Consider the following 21,905-nt stretch of genomic DNA (forward strand, 5'->3'; position numbering starts at 1 on the left):
GATTGATTTAATGGATTTATATCGTTGACGGTTGTTTTGGAATGATTTTACCGCAGAGGCCGCAGAGGGCGCAGAGGAAGTGAAGAGAGATAACTTCGTTACAACCGAGATGTTACACCATTGTCAGCAACAGGCAAGATGCCTGTTCCACAAGACAATTTATTTATTGTGGAACAGGCATCTTGCCTGTTCTTAAGAATGGTGTAACATCTCAGGTTTAAAATACTTGCCCGTTTAACAAGATAGAATAGTCTTCTCGCTGTCGAATTAATCGATCGCCCTTGGCATCAATCAACACTTCAGCAGGGCGGGGGCGGTGCAGAAAATGCGACGACATCGCATAGCCGTAAGCCCCGCTATCCAAAATCGCGATCGCATCTCCAATTTTGAGTTTCGGTAGCCAACAGTTGCGCCCTAAATAATCCCGCGAATAAGTCGTGTTGCCGCAAATATCGGTTTCATGTCGCGATACATCGTCGGTTTCCCAAGTCGCGATCGCCCGATAGCCGCCGTGCACCGCAGGCACCGATAGATTTGATACAGTCGTATCCACGCCGACAATTTGCCTATCGCCCAACCACTTCACCGACACAACTTTCGCAAGCAAAACGCCACAACCTGCAATCGCCGATCGTCCCGGTTCAATCACCAACTCGATCGGGCGAGATAGCGCACTCAATCGTTCAGTTATCGCCGCACCAAACTCCCGCCAGTCAAACACCGCACCACCTCGATAGGGATAGCCAAAACCACCGCCAAAATCGAGGGTTCGCCAATGGGGCAACAGTTGGGCGATCGCAATTAGGCGATCGATCGCCTGCGTAAAGGCACTCGTGGCGTTAGTTCCAGTCCCCCGATAAAAATGCAATCCGGTAATCCTCAACCCCTGCGGCTGCGCGATTTCCTTGGCTTTCCCGAATTCGGCGGCACGTACTCCAATCCGACTGTCTCCCGTCAATTCCGGTGAGTTGAGGCGCAGTCCAATTTCGGCACGGATCGATCGCGGTTGACTCCCGGAATATTCGCAAAAATCTTGGAGTTGGGACAGACAATCGAAGTTAAATCGCTCAATCTTCCACTCGATCAATTGCTGAATATCAGCCCTGTTGAGGTTACTGCCGGTGTAGACAATGCGATCGCTCGTAAAACCCGCTTTCAGTCCCAAAAAAACATCCCCCGGTGTATTCGCGTGTAGCCCCCAACCAGCCTGCTGAATCAATTGCAACAGAGCAATATTGCCGTTGGTGACGCTAGCAAAATGAAACTGAACGTGCGGATAGTCGATCGATCGCGTAATATCGTCAAGGGTTTGACGGAGGATATCGGCCTGATACACATATAAAGGCGAACCATAAGTTGACAAAAGTCGCTGGGCCATTGCTTCGGAGAACGGCGGCGAATGTGTTTTGGTTTCATTTTGTAGCAAAGATTCAGTCATATAGAAGAAGTTCGGCAACGAGGAATGTACGGGATTTAACGGATGTAACGGGTTATATCAAGTCCGAGGGATCTGTCTGATATAATTCCATATCTTGTAGGGGCGGGTTCACCAGTATTCTCAACTTCAAAGCCAACAAATTTATAAACCCGCCCCGCCCATATCAACAGTCAACAGTCAACAGTCAACAGTCAACTGTCAACCTCCTTCGATATTTCCAAATGCGTTGTCCGATCGCCGGTGGCAACCAAAACACATGATCCAGCGATCGCTTAACCGGAATTTCGCCTAAAACCTCGGTTCGCCATGCCTGCCACATCAGCAGCAACCAGAGATTATTGCCAATATAGCGATCGCGCATTGCAACTCCGAGTTGTCCCGATAACATCGAGTCAGCCAAATGGGGCTGCCAGCAATTTTGCGATCGCAACACATTCGGATTCAGCCGATCGCCGATCGCAGCCCAAAACTCCCGGTAATACCAAACCTTCAACGGCACACCCATCCCGCGCTTTTCCCGCCAGACAATTTCCGGTGGCAGCCAACGTTCAGACGCTTTTTTGAGGATGTATTTTTCGCACGCACCTTGCAGTAGCAGCTCGCCAGGGAGTTGAAACGTCCAGTCCGTGAGGTCGGGGTCGCAGAAGGGCGATCGCACCCACAAACCGCAAGCGAACGCCAATGCCGTTGCCCTCGGCTGAATATTTTGGGCACCTTTGAGCATCAGCGAAGCGCGCCGTAGCCTCGCTAGCAGGGAAGGACACCTCTTCGACAAACAACCGGGATCGATCGCGTCTTGCAGATAAACGCTCAAATCGTGAGACTGGATGCGATCGAGCATTTCGGGCGAAAAAATCTGTTTTTCATAACCATAAAATCGCTGAAACGTCCGCAAATACTGCTGTTCAAAGGTTTCTTTTCCGGCGGGATGTTCTGCTGTGTAAACTCCGTTGGCAATCAAAGGCTTGTTTGTCCATCCGGCAAATAGCTGATCGCCATTCTCGCCATTGAATACAACTCGCACATCTTGCGCCGCCGCCTGTTTGAGCAAAAACAGCGCAGCCGTCGTACCATCTCCATAGGGTAAATCGAGGGCTTTGGCGGTTGGCCCGATCGCGCGCAACACTGCATCACCCGTCGCCGCCACCCGAATCAGCGGAATCTGGAAAAAGTCCGCCACCTGTTGGGCGTAGGGCAGTTCGGAATAGGCTTCGACACCAAAATCGAGGGCATAGGCGCGCACCTGCAAGCCTGCTTTCACTAGCAGCGCCGTCACCAGGGAAGAATCGATGCCACCGGAGAGTAAAACGCCTACGGGTTCGTCGATCGGCAAATCGGCCACCTGTCGATCGATCGCCTGTTGCAACAGCCCTTGCAATTGTGCGATCGCCTCATCCTCACGGCGCAGTAATTGGGGCGCTTCTTGCCAAGCTGAAGGCAGCGATCGCACTTTCGGCAGATCGTTAATATCGGCAATTTCCCAAACCATCTCGCTTCCGGCTGCTACGGAGGCAATTTGCTCGATCGGCGTTAACGGCGTGGGCACGTAGGAAAAGCAAGCATAAGTGTGTAGGGCGATCGGGCTAATTTGAGGGGAAGCAATCAGCGGTAGCAGCAATTGCATTTGCGTCGAAAACCAAATCGTTTCTCCCAACTGCATCCAGTAAAGCGGCACTCGCCCAAACGGATCGCGCCCCAGCCTTAGCTGTTGGGCTTCTACCGCCGCCCAAGCATCTCCCGGAAAATCGGTTGGCCCAAATCGCCCGCAAGCATTCAGCGTCACTGTGTCAGCCGTGAGTACAGATGCAGAGGCGATCGCCCATTCTGATAATTTGCCCTGCCGAATGCAGTAATCTGGGACTAAACGGCTGAGCGTTTTTGTGTGCTCGCCCTCTCCCCAATAGCCGATAAAATGTGAAGGTTTGCCGATCGCACCCATTAGATGTCTCCAATAATTATTGTGGAACAGGCATCTTGCCTGTTCAAAACAGGCTTTTTTGGATAAGTCTATTTAGATATCTCCAATCATCATTGTGGAACAGGCATCTTGCCTGTTCAAAACAGGCTTTTTTGGATAAGTCTATTTAGATTAGATATCTCCAATAATTATTGTGGAACAGGCATCTTGCCTGTTCAAAACAGGCTTTTTTGGATAAGTCTATTTAGATATCTCCAATCATCATTGTGGAACAGGCATCTTGCCTGTTCAAAACAGGCTTTTTTGGATAAGTCTATTTAGATGTCTCCAATAATTATTGTGGAACAGGCATCTTGCCTGTTCAAAACAGGCTTTTTTGGATAAGCCTATTTATTTCACCGTGAAAGGTTCACTGCCGATCGCGCGCCCATCCAGGGACATCCGAACTTCCCATTTGCCTGGGGCTGCAGCAGATCCGAGATCGTAAAAGCAGTGGGTATTCCAAACCGCAGTATCGATCGTGCGAGTTTGATACCTACCCTGATGCACAGTTTGACCGCTAGGATTAATCCAATCGCATTGCAGAGACAATTCATTGCCGATCGGAGCATTTTGCAACCTCACCTGATAGTAGATGCGGGGATTAATTTGACGGTTGACTTGAGTGAGGCTGTCACCGCCCTTTTGAGATAGGGAAATTCGGTCTTCTCCTGCGACAACTCGAGCAGTTTTTTGTTGCTGATTTTGCCCGAACAGTACACCTATACCGATCGCCGAAATGACACACGCTGTCGAGGCGATCGCGATCCAGCGGTTGCGTCGCTGCTGTTTTTCTAGGACTTCGCGGCGGCGCATTTGGGCGATCGCATCTTCTAAAAGCTCATCAGGAAGATTCAACTCCCGTAAAATTTCTCTTACCCGATCGGGTTCCAATTCTAACTCGCGCTGCTGCGATAACTTGTCGATTTCAGCGACTACCTGTGCTAACTGAGTTTGAGTGAGTCGAGGTTCCATAGAGTTCCTTCCCAGTAAAAATTAGATCTAAAAATCACATCACATTTCTCTTCTCTTCCTCTGCGCCCTCTGCGCTCTCTGCGGTTAAATTACTCATATTATTCAATAAACAGCTCTCAAAGTCAATTCATAAAAATCCTAACCTTAACCTCATAAAATTTATGTAAAAGCTATGGTAAGGTGCGTCGCCATCTATACTCTCCAATTTTTATTGAATCTCTGACAGCGACGCACCCTACACATTATCGCTAAGTCCTCTATTTAAGAACCTCGATTATAAAATCAAGACTGCTGCACAGTTCTATTTTCGTTTCACTTAAAGGCAATTTGCCTGAATTGATTTTTTCCTGTTGGCGATTCAACCAAATTGCGTTTAATCCCGCATTTTTAGCACCACAATAATCAGCTTTGAAGCTGTCGCCGATATGCAACACATTCTCCGCAATGCAGTTGTGCTTTTGCAAAGCGGCGGTAAAAATTTGAGAATCGGGTTTGGCTGCACCAACCTCGGTGGAAATTGTCACTGATGTGAAATATTCAGCTAAGTTTAGTGCTTTTAATACTGCATAAATTCTGGAATCGAAATTCGATACTACTGCTAATTTAATCCCTTGTTGCTGCCACCTATTTAATGCTGGGAATACGTCGGGATAGACGAACCAAGGTTCGGCGGTGGCAAAATGAGCGTAGAGTTCGACAAAGAATTTGGGAAAGTCTGAGAATTGATTGAAAACGCCTGCTTTTTGAAAAGCGTTCGCGCAAACTGCTTGCCACCATTCAAATTCTAGCTGGGGAATTTGGGCTAATTCTCTTCCGGGAAATGCCATCGGATTTGAGTCGGCAAAACTTTGGAAAAATGCTGCATTTAACTCTTCGTTAGAAACAGTTACTCCCCAACTGCGGGCAAATTTTCCGTAGACTTCGCCGACGCTGCCGCGCACGTCAAATAGCGTGCCTGCGGCATCAAGAAAAATAATTTTGGTCATTTGAGAAGAAAAAGGGAAGAGGAAAGAGGACTTATCGCACATCCGGTTGCATCGGAATGATTTAACCACAGAGGACACAGAGATCGCAGAGGAAAAGAAGAGAATAGAAGAGAACAGAGATTTGAGTAATTCCTTCTTTGTTCTTCCTTTTTTCTTCTTCCTTCTAATTAGTTATTTGCGGATTCACCACACCAGAATGATTGGCAATGTTGCCTGCAGGTTCAAATCTGCCTCCTAAATATTTGGCTAGGAATTCTTCGGCGATCGCATAAAAGTGCAGGCGATTTTCCGGTCGCGCAAATCCGTGTCCTTCGTCTGTATAAAGCACGTATTCTACAGGTTTGCCGGCTTGCTTCATGGCATTGACAATTTGCTCGCTTTCTGCTAATTTAACTCGCGGGTCGTTAGCACCTTGGGCGATTAGCAAAGGTTTCTGGATGCGATCGACAAAAAATAAGGGCGAGATCGATTTCAGAAATTCTGGTTCTGTTTCCAGATTTCCGACGCGGTGATACAGACTTGCTTTTCTCGGTTCCCAGTAAGGGGGAATAGTTTGCAGCAGTGTAATCAAATTGCTTGGCCCGACAATATCGACAGCGCAGGCAAAAACATCGGGACTAAAAGTCAATCCCGCTAAGGCAGCATAACCACCGTAAGAACCGCCCATAATCGCAATTTTATCCTGTAGGGCAATTCCTGTTTCTACAAGCCAATTAACGCCATCTAGCAAGTCGTCGTGCATCTTAGCGGCCCATTCGCGATTGCCGGCATTGAGAAAGGCTTTGCCGTAGCCGGTGGAACCGCGAAAATTGATTTGCAAAACGGCGTAACCTCGGTTTGCCAGCCATTGGGCTTGTGGATTGTAACCCCAGGTATCGCGTGCCCAGGGGCCGCCGTGAACAAGCAAGACTGTCGGTACGGGTGTGGCGACGCCGACAGGTTTTGTCAGGTAGCCGTGAATGGTTAAACCATCTCTTGCGGTGTAAGAAATGGGTTCTATTGATGATAGCGGTAGACCTTCGAGTTTGGGTTGGTTGCTGAACAGGAAGGTGAAGGTTTTGGAGGCGCGATCGAACGCATAGTGGTAAACTGGGCCGTCGTCTGTCATGTAAGCGATTAGCCAAGTGGTATCGGCGAGGTTTCGGCTGGTGATGGAGAATTCGCCGGGGCGGAATTTGCCGATATCCTCAAAATCCTCTGCTATGCTTTGGTCTAAAATCTGCCACTCTTGCTTGTCCTTGTAGAAGGAAACCGCCTGAATCTCTCGCTTGGTGGGGTGTACGACAATGCCGCCGACATCGTATTCTGGGTCAGAGGCGAGATCGGTTTCTTGTTTGGTTTCTAAGTCGAGTGCGATCGAACGTTCGGCGTTAGCATCGTGATTGCCGATGATGTAAAGAATTTTGCCGTTTTCTGAGAACATGAGGGCACCACCTTCCTCATCGGGCCCCCAGGTTCGCAGGCTTTCCCAAGACTTGTCTGCAGTTTCCCGAAACACTAATTCTGACCCGCCGTCGGCAGTGGTGGCTGTGGCCGCCCGCACTTGGAATTGGGCGTCAGCAATCCAACCGACGATGTTACCTGGGTTGTCGGTGTCAAATTCAACGGCACCATTTTTGAGGTTGATGCGGTAAACGTCGTGTTTGCTGCGATCGCGGATGTTCATTCCCACTAATATTTCATTGGGGAATTTGCGGTCAAAGGCGATCAGATGAGATCGAACACCTTGAAATGGTGTCAAGTCGCGAACCAGATTTGACTGGATATTGACTAAATATAAATGCCAGTTTTCATCACCGTCTGCATCTTGGAGGTAAATTAACTCTTCGCCGCTGTAAGCCCAGTAAAAGATGCGAATGCCTCGTTTTTTATCTGCTGTCAGTTGGCGATCGTCTGCTTGACCGATGGTACGCAATTGCACTTGCAAAACGTTGTTTTCATCGGGTGCAATGTAGGCGAGATACTTGCCATCTGGTGAAAGTCTGGGGCTAGCTTTTTCGGAATTTCCGAAGAGAATTTCTCGCTCTATCAGGGGGGGAAGTTCGGTTTTTTGCTGTTGAATTGTAGGAGTTGGCATTTTTTATTTTCCCTAATATTTTCTATAGGAACGGGCAAGATGCCCGTTCCACAAGAATATTGAATTTTTTGGGAACGGGCAAGATGCCCATTCCACAAGAATATTGAATTTTTTGGGAACGGGCAAGATGCCCGTTCCACAAGAATGTTGAATTTTTTGGGAACGGGCAAGATGCCCGTTCCACAAGAATGAATGTTGAATTTTTTGGGAACGGGCAAGATGCCCGTTCCACAAGAATGTTGAATTTTTGTGGAACAGGCATCTTGCCTGTTGCCAATCTATTTGAAGAAGCATCCATTAACTTTTCAGCAAATCCTGAATCGGCTTGCTAATCCAATTGAAACCAACTTTTAGCTGATGGTCAAATGTTGGCATCCGATAGAGATAGGCTAGGCGGCGAGCAATGTGGGCTAGTTGTCCGTCGAGTTTAATTCCTAAACCGGCTAGGGTGGCGTTGTCATTTCCTAATGTCATCATTTCTCCTAGGGGCTGATAGCGGAAAGGAAGTAATGGGCGGCCGGTCAGGGAGGCCCAAATGTTCCATGCGGTGTAGTCAGCTTGCTGGAAGGCTGTTTGGGCTGTTCCGGGGACTTTTTGACCATTTGCATCGTGACATTCAGCTAAGTCTCCCAAGGCGAATATATCTGGATGGTCGATAATTTGCATTTGCGGATTGACTATTAATTGACCGCGCTGGTTTTGTTTGAGGGGTAGCGATCGCACTGCTTGACTAACTTGAGTTCCTACTGTCCACAGCACTATGTCTACGGGGAGAACATCTAATTGTCCTTTGTAAAGTAAGGATATTGTGTCTGCTTCGATCGCCTCTACTGCTGTTTCTAAGTCGATCCACACTTTCCGTTTTTCTAAAGCTTGGGTGGCGGCTTGGCGGTTAAACTCCGGTGATGTCCGCAGAATCATGTCGCTTTGCTCAACTAACCGCACGCGACCTTTTTCTCCGAGTCGATCGGCTAATTTACAAGCTAATTCTACTCCCGAATAACCGGCGCCGACGATCGCCACCCGAATTTTGTCGGTGTTGCTGGCTTCTAAAAACCGCAGTCTTTCTTCTAAGCGGTAGGCGTCGTCGAGAGTGCGAAACGAGTAAGCATATTCAACCGCACCCTTGACCATATCTAGAGGGGTTTTGCCGCCTAAAGCTAAAACCAGGCGATCGCACGGAATTTCTGGCCCGTCGTGCAACTGCACTCGCTTTTGCTCCACATCGATGCCGGAGACAGTACCTTGACAAAAGCGCACACCTGTGTTTTCCAATAGTTCGGCAAACGGGGGGGCAATTTCCCAGGTTTGGAGTTCGCCGGTCAGGAGTTCGTACAGCAGGGGAACGAACAAAAATCGATCGCGGCGGTCAACTAGGACTATTTCGGGTTTTTCGGTTTTGGAGAAGGGTAACTGACTCAAGCGCAGGGCTGTGTAGAGTCCGCCGAAGCCTCCGCCGAGAATGCAAATCCGGGGTTGTTGTTGAGTCATGGTGTTTTGTTTGAGGGGCTGGTCGGTAGCAAGGAAACTTATCTTATTCTAACGAGAGTGAGGGAGTGGGGAAGGGGGAGATTGGGGGAGTGGGAGTGGAAGAGATGGGGAGAGGGGGAGAGAGGGGGAGTGGGAAAACGAGAAAGGGGAAAATCTTCCCTGTTTCCCTCGAACCTCAACATCCATCCGTTAAATGCGTTCAATCCGTTAGATAATGCGTTTCCGAACTCTTTTCTACATCTCTAGCCTTGATTAGCTCTACCTATTAGCCACCCTCAAATTTTCTGAATGTTCGCAGAACTAATTTTGTACTATATTAGTTTATAACGAATTATTTCGCCAATTTAATTTACTTTTTATAGGGTAATCTACTCTAACACTTGCCCCCGCACTCACAAGTGAAAAAATCATGCAAATTTCCTCTAATTCTTCTAAATTTAAGAACGGCGATCGCAATAAGGAAGACGGCTCATCTTTGTTAAAAAGCGAAGAAAAATATAAAAATTTAGTAGCTAATATTCCTGGTGCTGTCTACCGCTGTACCTGCGAGTATACGGACGAGGAGGAATTAACACGCACAATGGCGTTTTTGAGCGAGGCTGTTCAAGAAATATCAGGCTATCCTTCTTCTGATTTTATCAACGATCGCGTCCGTTCTTTTGCCAGCATTATCCATCCTCAAGACCGCAAAAATGTGGATGCTACTGTCAAAAAAAGTGTAGAAACCAGAACTCCGTACATCCTTGAATACCGGATTTTCCGGGCTGACGGCGCTATTAGCTGGGTTTACGAAAAAGGCAAAGCTGTTTGCTGCGAGGCGGAAGAGGATAGAGGAAAACAAGAGGAACAAGGGGAAATTGAGGGTTTTTTGTCGGCTGTGGTTTCGCCGGTTTCGCCGATCGCAAATTCTCAGTGTCGGGTTGTTTATCTCGACGGAGTAATTTTGGATATTACGGAACGAAAGCGAGCTGAGGAAAACCTGCGAAACACTCAAGATTTTCTGAATGCGGTACTGCAAAATCTACCAATTAGCGTCTTTATTAAAGATGCTGTAGAGCAAAAATTTATTTATTGGAATACTGCTAGCGAAGAATTGTTTGGCTATTCCAGGGATGAAGTGATTTTAAACAATGCTGCTGACTTGTTGGAGTCAGTTCAGGCCAATTACTTGCAAGCACAAGATTTAGAAGTGCTGGAAACTAGAAAAGGCGTAGATTTGCCCGAACAAACTATCGAACTTCCGCACCGAGGCAAGCGGATTTTGCACACAAAAAAAGTTCCTTTGTTTGACGAATCGGGCGCGCCTAAGTACATTTTGGGTATTGCTGAAGATATTACGGAAAGCAAAAAAACTGAAACAGAATTGTTGCGCTTGGCCATTGTGGCTCAAAAAACGCAAAATGGTGTGATTATTACTGATGCTCAAGGCTGCATTGAATGGGTGAATGAAGGATTTACTCGGATTAGTGGTTATGTGCTGGCAGAAATGCAGGGCAAAAAACCGGGTGATGTACTGCAAGGCGCTCAAACAGACCCGGTAACTATTGCTCAACTGCGATCTGCTTTGGCTGCGGGCCTGCCGTTTAATCAGGAAATCTACAATTACAGCAAGGATGGAAAGGGTTATTGGGTGGCGCTTTCGATCGCCCCAATTTATCAAGAAAATGGCGAACTAGAAGGTTTTATTGCGGTACAAACTGATATTACGGATCGCAAGCAAGCAGAGGCAACAGTCAGGGAGAGGGAGAATTATTACCGCTGCATTGTCGAGACGGCTTCGGAGGGCGTTTGGATGTTTGACAGCGAAAGTATCACGACTTTTGCTAACAGCATGATGGCCGAAATGCTGGGGTATACTGTGGAGGAAATGCTGGGGCGATCGCTATTTGAGTTTATCGACTGCGAGTCTAGGAAAATAGCAGAAAGTTACGTCCAGCGCCGGCGGCAAGGCATTCGCGAACGCCACGATTTTAAGTTTACTCGCAAAGACGGATCTCACTTGTGGGCGATCGTCTCGGCGACGCCGATGTTCGACGATGAGGGCGAATTTTCCGGGGTGTTGCGGATGATTACCGATATTAGCGATCGCAAACAAGCCGAAGCAGAATTGCGCCAAACTCTCCAAGAGTTGGAATTTGAAAAATTTGCTTTGGATCAATCGGCAATTGTCTCGAATACCGACGAATTCGGAGCCATTACCTATGTCAACGATCAATTTTGCGAACTATTTAAATATTCCCGAGAAGAACTGATTGGCAAAACCCACAGACTTGTCAATTCTGGCTATCACTCAGCCGATTTTTTCAAGGAGCTTTGGTCAACCATCCGCCAGGGAAAGGTTTGGCGAGGAGAAATGAAAAATCAAGCTAAAGATGGCACATTATTCTGGTTGGATACTACCATTGTACCTTTCTTAAATACCAACGGCGAACCCCATCAATATGTAGCAATTCGTAAAGATATTACCGATCGCAAACACGCAGAAGAAGCGGTGCGACTTTCCGAAAGTCAATTGAGGGCTAAAAATCAAGAATTGGCAAAAGCCCTGCGGGATGTGCATAAAACTCAAAGCATGATGGTTCAAAATGAAAAAATGGTAAGTTTGGGGCAATTAGTCGCTGGCGTTGCTCACGAAATCAACAATCCAGTTAGCTTTATTTACGGCAACGTCATGCACGCTGACGATTACTTTAAAGACTTGCTAAAAATGCTGCAACTTTACCAGCAGGAATACCCGCAACCAACATCGGCAATTCAACAAGAAATAAATGATGTTGATTTAAATTTTCTGCTCAAAGATTTGCCGAACCTCTTAAATTCGATGAAAATGGGAGCAGAGCGAATTCGTCAAATTGTGCTGTCACTGAAGAATTTTTCGCGATTAGATGAAGCCGAACAAAAGCAGGTGGATATTCACGAAGGGATTGAAAGCACTTTGTTGATTTTGCAACACAGGTTGAAAGAAACGGCAGGGCATCCTAAAATTGTACTGATCAAAGAGTTCGGGAATTTGCCCCGCGTACAGTGTTATGCAGGACAGTTGAATCAGGTATTTATGAATATTATCGGCAATGCAATTGATGCTTTGGAAGAGGCAATGGAGACTGGACAGTGGGCGCAGGGGGAACAGGCGCTTATTCCTTATTGTCCTTCGCCGACGCTGCGGATTTGTACGGAGGTAAAATATGAACAGGATGCTTTGATGCCACCCGATTCTGCTGTTTCTGATACTTCGATTCGGCATCCTTCTCATATTGTGATTAGGATTGCTGACAACGGCCCGGGGATTCCGATAGATGTTCACGAAAGGCTGTTCGATCCGTTTTTTACTACGAAAGAACCCGGTAAAGGTACTGGTTTGGGGCTGTCTATTAGCTATCAAATTGTAGTGGAAAAGCACGGCGGGCAGCTTCATTGCGATTCTGCACCGGGTCAAGGTACGGAATTTGCGATCGAGATTCCTGTAGGGAATAGTCAGTAGTCAGTAGTCAGTAGTCAACAGTCAACAGTCAACAGTCAACTAATGAAATATAACGTAATTTACGACGGCAATTGCAATCTCTGCGTTACCTTGGTGCAGTTACTAGAAAATTTAGATAAAGGCCAGAACTTTGAGTATATTTTTATGCAAGATTTAGAGCAATTAAATCGCTTTGGGATTACGTCTGAAGACTGCGAAATGGGGATGATTTTGATAGATAGCAACACCCCAGAACGACGCTGGCAGGGCAGCGATGCGGCGGAGGAAATCGGACGGATATTGCCTGCTGGCGAGGTTTTTGTGGCTGCTTATCGGGCAATGCCGGGGATGAAGTGGATGGGCGATCGCGTGTACGAACAAGTCCGCGATAACCGCTATACTTTGTTTGGCAAGCGATCGACTACTTACAAATCTGTTTATCCAGTTGGCTGTAAGTCGATCGGCAATTGCGACAATCGGGACTAATACCAAATCCACCTTCGTTTCCGTAGGGGCAATCCCCCCGTGGTTGCCCGATTTCAATCGCCGATTGACCTTCAATCTAAAATCTAAAATCTAAAATCTAAAATCTAAAATCGATTGATTGATTGATTAAACAAATCAAAAATCTGCTGGCAAAAGTGTTTGAGTTTTTGCGCCGACTCCACCGCAGGTTCGGTTAGGCCGAGAAAATTCCAATTTTCCACAGTAGAAAAGTGCCACTGCTGACCACTATGATCGTAACCGGCGGCCTCAACTCCGATCGCCCGCCGATATCCTTCCACCGGATCTTGGTAAAATCGGATTTGAATCAAAATGCTGCGGCTTTGCAACAAGCGACTTCTACCGGGAAAATGGAAGCCAATGTCGATCGAATCTGGATCTACAAGTTCTCTGGTATCCTCGTCATTCATCCAAGGTTTCAAATCGACTTTTGCGTCCGGGAATTCCGACTTGAATAAATTAACAACCGCAGCAATTTTGCTGGCAACTTCTATATTTTTGGCTTGTTCGGCAGCGTTCACTCGAAAAACTCCTATCAAATATAGTTATTACATTTAGCTAATAATGTAACTGCATACTGCCGAATGTAGACTGCCAACAGCGGACTTTTTCAGAAATAATTAGGCATTGACAAATTTTCATATATGTGTTATTCCGTTTTTAGCAGAGTCTCGCTCCCCCTAAATCCCCCTTAAAAAGGGGACTTTGAGCAGGCTCTTATCCTCCCCTTATTAAGGGGGGTTAGGGGGGATATCCGGGTTTTAAAACACGCCATAGTTCCATGATTTTAATTCAAAGGAAGGGCGATCGCAAATTCCGAACCTTCTCCCAGCACCGATTCGCAAGTTAGTTTACCGCCGTGGGTTTCTTCGACAATTTGCCTGCTGATAGACAACCCCAAACCCGTACCTTTTCCTACTCCTTTGGTAGTAAATAAATGGTCAAATATTTTCGACTTGATCTCCGATGACATCCCTTTACCGTTATCTTTGATTTTAATCACCACGCTGTTGTTATCCTCCGAGAGATGAGTGATAATGGCGATCGTATTCGGTAAAGCTTCAATTTCAGCGTAAGTGCGACCCTGATTGAATTCGTCAAAACACTCGATCGCATTTGCCAGCAAATTCATAAATACCTGATTCAGTTGCCCAAAATAACATTTAACTGACGGGATATCTCCGTATTCTTTGATAATTTTAATCGCGGGGCGAGTATCTTTAGCTTTCAGACGATACTGTAAAATCATCAAAGTGCTGTCGATCCCCTCATGAATATTTGCTGACACTTTATTCGCACTGTCAGCGCGAGAAAAAGTCCGCAAAGACTTGCTAATATTGCGGATGCGCTCTGTACCTGATTTCATAGATAAAAGCATTTTCGGCAAATCTTCAATCAAATATTCTAAATCAATCTCTGATGCTTTATCCTGTAATTCATCTCCAGGATTAGGAAATTTTTCTTGGTAAAGTTGTAAGCAATCAATCAAATCTAAGCTAGCCTCAGCAGCAGCATCAAGATTGCCCGCAATAAAACCAAGCGGATTGTTAATTTCGTGAGCAACCCCTGCAATTAAGTTGCCTAGAGCAGACATTTTTTCGCTTTGAATCAGTTGCAGTTGCGCCTGTTGCAATTCATTGAAAGATTTTTCTAACTGTTGAGATTTTTCTTTCTCCCGCGCGTACAAACCAGCATTTTCTACAGCAATAGCAACTTGAGAAATTAACACTTTGAATACTTCAACTCTCTCTGCTGTAAAAGCTCCTACTGTCAAAGCATTTTCTAAATAAATGATTCCGCGCCGCTGAGATTGATAAATAATCGGCAAACAGAGAATTGATTTGGGTTGATATTTCTGAATGTAGGCATCTACGTTAAAAGGTTCCGCGACAGTCGCATTGTCTAAAACTAGATGCTTTTGACTGCGGTGTACGTAATTAATCACAGACAGGGGAACATCTTGACTATTTTCTACGGGAATAGAGGGTAAGAGTGTCACTTTATCCTCCGCGAAACTTCCAGTAGCTTCTATGCAGAGGTTCTCGTTTTTCACCAGCAGCAGCACTACTTTTTGAGCCGCTGCATTTTCTAAAATAATTTTGATTAATTTGGTCAACAATTTTTCTAGAACAATTTCACCATTAATGGCTTGCGCCGACTTAATAAAAGTAGCTAAGTCTAATAAATCGCCTAAACTACTACTGGTAGTATTTCCCGTGGTAGTGCGGGTGACATCGAGGGTTGGGGTTGGAATTGTGCGCGTCTGTGCTGCTAAGAAAGGATGTGTTGATTCTAAGTGTTTAACTTTAGCGATGGCTCCCCAATGGATATATCCATAATAGGCTTTAGTCAGATATGCTTGAGAAACTATCTCTTTACCCAAAGATTGATAAAATTCTCCTGCTAATTCATAGGCTAATGCTTCCTCTTGAATGTAACCGTTTTTTGCGGCTCCCTCAATTGCGCGATCGTACAAATCCATTGCTTCAGTATTTTGCCCCAACACTCGCGCTTTTTCCGCTGCAACCAAGTCGTATTTGTGTTGATAATTCATCGGAGCATGAACTGCCCATTTTTTCATTTTCTTTTGGTTTTGCAACACTTTTGCCAAATATTGCTTTTGTTCCTCTTTGCCAGTTGCTGGATACAAAGCTATCATACTGAGAGATGAGTAAAAATTATTCAGAGCAACCACATCGAATCCGGCTACAGACTCCTCATGTTTCTCAAATAACCTTGAATTTTCTAAAGCTTGAGCGTAGTTTTTGAATATAAAATTAAGCTGAGTTTTGGCATGATAAACCAAACCCACTAAAAAAAAGTTTTTAGATTCTATTAAAATGGGGAGCGTTTTGACTTCATTAAATCTCTCACCGACTAAATGACAGGGCTCGACAGCTTGACCGCGCAAATTGAGCGCTGTCTGCCTGCCTATACTTATATACTGTACAGCCATTTCAAGTTGAGATTGCTGCATTAGTTTCATATATTTACCAGTTTCCTGCTCCACCAAATCAAGAGGCTCTCCTATCGACAGTTGGTTTAAGCAATATGCACCTATAGCATAACCAGCAAATTCCAAATCTCCAGTTTCCATCCCATTTTTAAAACCTTCTTTTAGATCGCCTAATCCTGACTTGAGAGTGGCTTTCCAGTGGTGAATAAAAGAACCAAATGTTGCATAAACTCTACTTTTGATTGAACGGGAGGGAAATTTGTCTAACAGCCTAATTGCTAGTTGACCGAATTGGTATGCCAAACTAATGTCCCCTAGCTTGCACATAACTACGCCATAATAAACGTAGGCAATACTTGCATAAGGCGAATTACCGTATTTAATACACAGCTTGACCATCCTAAATGCCAGCAGCGGTATCAGTGGGGGTTTTGCCTGAATAGCACTGCTGAGAATCCCTGATAAAATCCGCATGGCTGCTTGTTTTTCGGGATCGATCATTTCTGGCAAGTTAGCTAAATCCTCAATTCGTTTCAATCCCAAGCTCAGTTTGGTATTACTCAGTCCCGCCATAATATGTAGCGCGTGGGGATTTTGAGGAAAAGAAATGCCTAATAGTTTCAGCACTTCCAGTCCTGTATTTAGTGCTTCTACCACTCTATTTTGAGCGTTATAAGACTGGATTTGAAGTTCATAAACATTCACTTTGTCCAGTAATATTTTAGCTTTTTGCAGTACAATATCAACCAGCTTTTTTGAATCTTCATAGTGGACATTTAAGTATTCAGCTTCGGCTGTTGACTCGTAGATTTCTAACGTTAAGTCATAGTGACATTGCCAAGAATCTGCCGGCAATAATTCCATAGCAACCCGCAAATACCTAACAGCCGCTTCATAGGCAGCAGCCGCTTTGGCTTTGCGTCCAGCAGTTAAATTTAATTGTGCCAACTGAGTTTTTTCTGATTGTTGGCTAATCGTGTCAATTCCAACATTCAATTGATTGACAATATCAAAGATGTTTTCTTCTAGCTTGTCTGGTGGAGTATTCTGTAACAGTAGTTGACCGATTTTTAAATGGGTTAATTGCTTTTGGTCTTCGGGAATGAGCGAATATGCGGCTTGCTGAACGCGATCGTGCAAAAATTTGTAACTAACCCGCGAAGTGTCTAACTTGAGGTTGATTGATTCGGCTCGATCGAAAACTAAAGGAATGCGATAGGCATCACTCAATGGCAGAATTAACCCGGATTGTAAAGCTGAATAAAGTTCAGTTGCTGTAGTATTAGCTGACTTTTCGCTAACAAGTGACAGCACATCTAGAGCAAATTTATCTCCCACGCAAGCTGCTAGCTTCAACACTTCTTGCGTGGGTTCGGGTAGCTTTTTAATGCGAGAAGCTACCAGTTCCACTACACTTTTATCGGTGATTCCAATGGCTTGGATTTCATCGATACTCCAATACCAGCCCGTTTGACTTCCCTCATTTGTAATCTGATTAAATTCAAATCTTAAAAGAGAGTCTTGATAAAGTGCTTGGAGTAATTGGGTCAAGAAAAAAGGATTGCCACCCGTTTTATTCCAGATTAAATCGGCTATATTTGTTACTTTTTCTGTGCAAGTGTTAAGTGTTTCAGTGACTAATTCCGTCACATTTGCTAAATCAAGCGGTTGCAACACGATATTGTTGACTATTGTACCAGTTTTTTCAAGTTCTTCTACGGTCTGAATTAAGGGGTGGGTCGGACTAACTTCATTGTCTCGATAGGCACCGATTAGCAGCAAATATTCCTGGTCAGGGTCAGTTATTAGTATTTGCATCAACTTTAATGTTGCTGAATCTGCCCACTGCAAATCGTCTAAAAAGATAACTAGGGGGTGTTCTTTTTGGGCGAAAACGCGAATAAATTCTTTGAATACCCGATTGAATCGATTTTGGGATTCTATAGGGGCGAGTTCTGGGACTTCTGGCTGTTTGCCGATGATTAATTCAACTTTGGGAATTACGTCGGCAATTACTTGGCCCTCTGTTCCCACTGCTGTTAAAATTTTAGTGCGCCATATTTCTAATGAAAGTGCACTTTCGGTTAGCAATTGCCGCAGCAAGGAGTTAAATGCTTGGATTAATGAGGCATAAGGAATGTTGCGTTTTAATTGGTCAAATTTGCCGCTGATGAAGTAACCTTTTGACCTGGTAATTGGTTTGCTAATTTCGTTGACTACGGCGGATTTACCGATGCCTGAGTATCCTGATACTAGCATTAATTCGCTTTGGCAATGGGCGAATTTTTCTGTATTTTGGTTTGGTGGAAAAGATGGGGCTGAAAGAGTTTCTGCATTGGGGCGGGCGGGTTTTTCTGTATTTAGGTTGGGTGGCAAAGATTTGGGTGATCCCGACCCTACACGTTCAAATGCTGCTAATAGTTCGTTGACTTGTTGTTCTCTACCGTACAATTTTTGGGGGATCAACAACTGGCTGAGAATATCTAAGCGTCCGGGGATGAATTCGGTAATTTGTCCGGTGGCTTCTAACTGATGCAAAGAAATTTCTAAGTCTGCTAACAATCCGGTCGCACTTTGATATCTATCTTCGGCATTTTTGGCTATCAATTTCATCACTATCTCTGAAAGGGCGACAGGTATTTGTGAATTGATTTGATGGGGATATATTGGTTGAACGGCGATGTGGCTGTAAACTATTTCTAAGGGGTCGTTGCTGCCGAAAGGCAATTTCCCAGTCAGCATTTCATAGAATGTGATACCAAGGGAATAAAAGTCTGTGCGGTAGTCGAGGGTGCGGTTCATTCTCCCGGTTTGTTCGGGTGACATATAGGCTAAGGTGCCTTCGACTGAGTTGGGGTTGTTAAATTGCGGGTTTTCTTTGTTGAGTTGTGTAGCAATGCCGAAGTCGGTTAGTTTTACTTGTTTTGTTTGCGAGTTAATTATGATGTTGCTGGGTTTGATGTCTTTGTGAATAATGTGGTGAAAATGCAGGTATTGTAAGGCTTTGACTATTTGGAGGGCGATGTTTAATTTTGCTTGCAGACTCAAGGTTTCTATTTCCAGCAGTTGGGCGAGGGATTCGCCGCCAAAGTCTTCTAAAACGATTCCTAATCGGTGGTCAAATGTTTCGATCCTGATGGCTTTGACGATTTGTTCGCTGTCTAAATTTTGGCTGATTTGATATTCGTGTTTGAGCCTGGTAATGGCTTCGAGGGTGGGATATTCGGCTTTGAGGACTTTCAGAATTACTGGGGGCGAGTCTGTCGGTTTTTGTCCGCGATAGATTATTGTTTCAACGCCTTCGTGCAGAGTAGAAATTATTTGGTATTCTGATAAGGTTAACATCACTTAAGTTATAAATTACAGGACATAATTGGGATTAGATTAACACTACTTAATCTAGATTTGGTGTGATTCCGATCGTGTATTTGGCGATTTCCCATCACACGGAATATACAAGAAGTGACAATGTGGGCTTGGTCGTTGGTGTCAACAAACATCTTAAATGTAATATTGGTCTTGTGTGTGAGTCCCGGATGTTTTCGCGGCACCGTTTTTCAGGGGGATGGGAGCGATCGCACGCAGGCCTCAAACAGGAGGAGATGGGAGCGATCGCACGCAGGCCTCAAACGGGCGATTGAACGGGTTATCAATCGCTGACTACCGTAACTTCACAGATAGTAGAAATAGATTCCGGTTCAGGTAAAATACGCACGCGGGCGAATTTTAAACCGCTGACTCCTTGCAGTGATTCTACCATGCCGGTCTGAACTTTTGGCTCGACCCAACCTTCGCGAGACAAGTAGCGCAAGTATTGTTGGTACTCTTCCCATTCGTCTTCGGTTGAATAAACTACCGTTAACATTCCTGGCTGAGTAATTCGCTCTTGTGCGTCTTTGTCAACGGCTTTCTCGATCCGCTTTTTGACAAGTTCGTAGCGGATGTCGCGAGTGCCTTTGACATCAAACATTTTTTCGGTGTTTTCGTTGTGAAAAATGTCGATCGTGGTATTCTGCACTAAGACTAAATGTGCGAGTTCCATGTTGATTTGAGACTCGGCTTGCAGGCGAAAAACTGTGCGACCGCAATCGCAAATAGCTCGCAGTTGTTCGTACCGTAAACTGTGTAGGTGAAACTGGCTGAATGTGGGGTCGATCGATTTTCCTGCATAAATCATGTGATCGATGCCGTCGGTGCATTCGATATCGCAGTAGTGGGGCAAAATTTGCTGCATTTTTTCTTGCCAGCGAGCCCAGGTTTCTTGAAGTTTGGTGCTGATTAGGTTCAACATTTGGTCGTAGCGGTTGCGATCGCTGTAAACGCAGTTGTGCTCATTTTCACAGGCTGCTTGGTAAGCTTTAACTGCTGCCTGAACCTTGGGCCCGCACTGCACAAAATAGTCAAAATATACTTCTAAACGCTCGTTTAAATATTCGGCTGCTCGCACCTCCATATCGACTGTTACTTTTTGTTTTAAATGCTGGATGTAGTCGAGCAAGTCGAGTCGCAGTTGCTCGCCGAGGTGGGTAGTTTGTGTTTCGCAAACAGCATCAGCTATGACTAAACCTAAGCGAAATTGTTCGAGCAAATCAGTTTGAATGGCTCGGTTTCTTTCGTCGCTAGAACCGCGAATGTCCGAAATTCCGTATAGCGGATGAACATCAGCAAATACGATTGTTTCGGGAGGTAGTCCCCAACTTCGCCTTTCTGCTTCTTGGGCGAACCGCCACTCGACTGCGGGATGGATGTTGTGAATGTGGGTAAACCGCTCCTGTATGGCTTGCCGCAGGGCTGCAATGAAGGCGGGAATGAGTTCTTGGGCGTGTTGAGCGTCAATGCCGTTGAAGTGATTTGGCCGATCGCACAACAGCCCCACAACTCCCAAAATCCGCTGCCCGCACCCCTCGCGGGTGACGGATTTGACTACGAGGGGCACCAGCAGCATCGATCGAGTTCCCATTCTCCGCAAAGTTCGATCGCACTCGGTTTCGCACTCCCTACGCAAGTCTGGCACATTCCAAACTTGATTTGCTGCTGTGGCCTTCAAAAAGTGAGAAGCTTCTAGGGAGTGCATTGAATAAAGAATCGGCTGCAAATGTTGGCCGTCTTTTGCAACTAATAGCTGTACCTGTTCGCCGTCGGGGCGCAGCAGCAAAGTGCCGTCAGCATGGAAGAGGGATCGCAAACACCGATCGATTCTCTCAAATTTCTCTGGCCGCAGCATCGAATCTTGATCGATCAATAACTGAGTCAGCCGCCGAATTTGCTCCTGCACGGTGACATCAAAACCTTCTAGCAACAGCAAGCCTTCTACGCGATAATTATCCAACTGCAATCGATCGGCTAAATTCTCCAGTTGATTCGGCTGCATCAGCCAAGCTTCCCGTTCCGCTACAGGCATTAATCTTAAAGAAATATCCGCAAATTCATCTATTTTTGAGTCAATTCGAGTAATTTTCAACTGTTCCGAACCCAGCCAAAATTCTATAAATCTAGGTTCTCTGTGTTTGGGATTTTTTACACTCGCCATGACAGGTTCTTCTAGCACCCGTAAACCGTCGATGTCAATTTGATAATATTGCTTAAATACCCAGTGCAAAAGGTGGCGGCGGTACAATTGTTCTGCTGTTTTGCCGTCCCCATCCTCGAATAGTTGCAGCAGAGTGATGTCGGTTTCTGCAAACAAACCGTTGGTAGATTGAGTTGCCAAGGACGTTTCCTCCCAACCTGCCAAGCGACAAAATGCCGCGTTAGCGTAACGCAGGGCAAAAGTTCCCGGTTGCATTACTGCGATTAAAACGCGGCGATCGCCGAGAAATTGAAACAATCGCTGTAAATCTTGTTTCCACGTTTTCAAGGGTTCAATTTCTGAAGATTGACTGGGTACTTGGCCCGCCAAAGCTTCGAGTAGCTGTTCTATACTTGGTTCGCTGGGCAGATTGTTACTGTCTGGCTTTGTTGGGACGATATCTGTCGCTGGCAGTGATTTTACGGAGTTGTTGTTTTGATGGGAAGACGATTTAGGAGTAGACATGAGTAAAACACCTGAAAGCAGTGGATT

Annotated in this window: 12 protein-coding genes; 2 read left to right on the forward strand and 10 right to left on the reverse strand. The window is 45.5% G+C overall.

What is annotated here, in order from left to right:
* Nucleotides 1-217: 217 nt before the first annotated feature.
* The 7 genes from QUA88_RS04250 to QUA88_RS04280 all read right to left on the reverse strand — a co-directional run bounded on the left by QUA88_RS04250 (nucleotide 218) and on the right by QUA88_RS04280 (nucleotide 8,924).
* Nucleotides 218-1,438 (reverse strand): decarboxylase, encoded by a 1,221-nt coding sequence (locus QUA88_RS04250; protein WP_333053316.1) that lies wholly within the window; start codon nucleotides 1,436-1,438, stop codon nucleotides 218-220.
* A 184-nt stretch (nucleotides 1,439-1,622) separates the two neighbouring features.
* Nucleotides 1,623-3,377, reverse strand: coding sequence for an asparagine synthetase B family protein (locus QUA88_RS04255; protein ID WP_333270418.1), 1,755 nt, complete (start codon nucleotides 3,375-3,377; stop codon nucleotides 1,623-1,625).
* A gap of 369 nt (nucleotides 3,378-3,746) precedes the next feature.
* A complete protein-coding gene (locus tag QUA88_RS04260) occupies nucleotides 3,747-4,370 on the reverse strand; it encodes a DUF3859 domain-containing protein (protein ID WP_333270420.1) in 624 nt (207 codons plus the stop codon).
* A gap of 257 nt (nucleotides 4,371-4,627) precedes the next feature.
* Nucleotides 4,628-5,356: an HAD-IA family hydrolase gene (locus QUA88_RS04265; RefSeq protein WP_333208360.1), complete on the reverse strand. Its 729-nt coding sequence runs from the start codon at nucleotides 5,354-5,356 to the stop codon at nucleotides 4,628-4,630.
* A gap of 163 nt (nucleotides 5,357-5,519) precedes the next feature.
* A complete protein-coding gene (locus QUA88_RS04270; RefSeq protein ID WP_333208359.1) occupies nucleotides 5,520-7,433 on the reverse strand; it encodes a S9 family peptidase in 1,914 nt (637 codons plus the stop codon).
* 22 nt (nucleotides 7,434-7,455) lie between these two features.
* Nucleotides 7,456-7,731: a hypothetical protein gene (locus QUA88_RS04275; protein ID WP_333270423.1), complete on the reverse strand. Its 276-nt coding sequence runs from the start codon at nucleotides 7,729-7,731 to the stop codon at nucleotides 7,456-7,458.
* Nucleotides 7,731-8,924: an NAD(P)/FAD-dependent oxidoreductase gene (locus QUA88_RS04280; protein WP_333208357.1), complete on the reverse strand. Its 1,194-nt coding sequence runs from the start codon at nucleotides 8,922-8,924 to the stop codon at nucleotides 7,731-7,733. Before QUA88_RS04280 ends, QUA88_RS04275 begins: the two co-directional genes overlap by 1 nt.
* 409 nt (nucleotides 8,925-9,333) lie before the next feature.
* On the opposite strand from QUA88_RS04280, the gene QUA88_RS04285 reads away from it, so the two are divergent.
* Both QUA88_RS04285 and QUA88_RS04290 read left to right on the forward strand, forming a co-directional pair.
* Complete coding sequence (locus tag QUA88_RS04285; protein WP_333053311.1) at nucleotides 9,334-12,405, forward strand: PAS domain S-box protein; 3,072 nt, start codon at nucleotides 9,334-9,336, stop codon at nucleotides 12,403-12,405.
* 42 nt (nucleotides 12,406-12,447) lie between these two features.
* Nucleotides 12,448-12,870 (forward strand): DCC1-like thiol-disulfide oxidoreductase family protein, encoded by a 423-nt coding sequence (locus QUA88_RS04290; protein ID WP_333053310.1) that lies wholly within the window; start codon nucleotides 12,448-12,450, stop codon nucleotides 12,868-12,870.
* Between the two features lie 104 nt (nucleotides 12,871-12,974).
* Here QUA88_RS04290 and QUA88_RS04295 read toward each other — a convergent pair whose 3' ends face one another.
* The 3 genes from QUA88_RS04295 to QUA88_RS04305 form a co-directional block, all read right to left on the reverse strand.
* On the reverse strand, nucleotides 12,975-13,409 hold the full coding sequence (locus QUA88_RS04295) for a hypothetical protein (protein ID WP_333053309.1): 435 nt from the start codon (nucleotides 13,407-13,409) through the stop codon (nucleotides 12,975-12,977).
* Between the two features lie 266 nt (nucleotides 13,410-13,675).
* Nucleotides 13,676-19,189, reverse strand: a complete 5,514-nt coding sequence (locus QUA88_RS04300; protein ID WP_333208355.1) for a protein kinase domain-containing protein — start codon at nucleotides 19,187-19,189, stop codon at nucleotides 13,676-13,678.
* A 304-nt stretch (nucleotides 19,190-19,493) separates the two neighbouring features.
* Nucleotides 19,494-21,878, reverse strand: a complete 2,385-nt coding sequence (locus QUA88_RS04305) for a GAF domain-containing protein (protein ID WP_333053307.1) — start codon at nucleotides 21,876-21,878, stop codon at nucleotides 19,494-19,496.
* Between the last annotated feature and the right edge of the window lie 27 nt (nucleotides 21,879-21,905).

Source organism: Microcoleus sp. D3_18_C2 (assembly GCF_036702395.1).
Taxonomy (GTDB): Bacteria; Cyanobacteriota; Cyanobacteriia; order Cyanobacteriales; family Microcoleaceae; genus Microcoleus.

Coding starts and splice junctions, on each gene's coding strand:
- QUA88_RS04250 (WP_333053316.1), bottom strand. CDS start 1,438: ATGACTGAATCTTTGCTACAAAATGAAACCAAAACACATTCGCCGCCG.
- QUA88_RS04255 (WP_333270418.1), bottom strand. CDS start 3,377: ATGGGTGCGATCGGCAAACCTTCACATTTTATCGGCTATTGGGGAGAG.
- QUA88_RS04260 (WP_333270420.1), bottom strand. CDS start 4,370: ATGGAACCTCGACTCACTCAAACTCAGTTAGCACAGGTAGTCGCTGAA.
- QUA88_RS04265 (WP_333208360.1), bottom strand. CDS start 5,356: ATGACCAAAATTATTTTTCTTGATGCCGCAGGCACGCTATTTGACGTG.
- QUA88_RS04270 (WP_333208359.1), bottom strand. CDS start 7,433: ATGCCAACTCCTACAATTCAACAGCAAAAAACCGAACTTCCCCCCCTG.
- QUA88_RS04275 (WP_333270423.1), bottom strand. CDS start 7,731: ATGGATGCTTCTTCAAATAGATTGGCAACAGGCAAGATGCCTGTTCCA.
- QUA88_RS04280 (WP_333208357.1), bottom strand. CDS start 8,924: ATGACTCAACAACAACCCCGGATTTGCATTCTCGGCGGAGGCTTCGGC.
- QUA88_RS04285 (WP_333053311.1), top strand. CDS start 9,334: ATGCAAATTTCCTCTAATTCTTCTAAATTTAAGAACGGCGATCGCAAT.
- QUA88_RS04290 (WP_333053310.1), top strand. CDS start 12,448: ATGAAATATAACGTAATTTACGACGGCAATTGCAATCTCTGCGTTACC.
- QUA88_RS04300 (WP_333208355.1), bottom strand. CDS start 19,189: ATGTTAACCTTATCAGAATACCAAATAATTTCTACTCTGCACGAAGGC.
- QUA88_RS04305 (WP_333053307.1), bottom strand. CDS start 21,878: ATGTCTACTCCTAAATCGTCTTCCCATCAAAACAACAACTCCGTAAAA.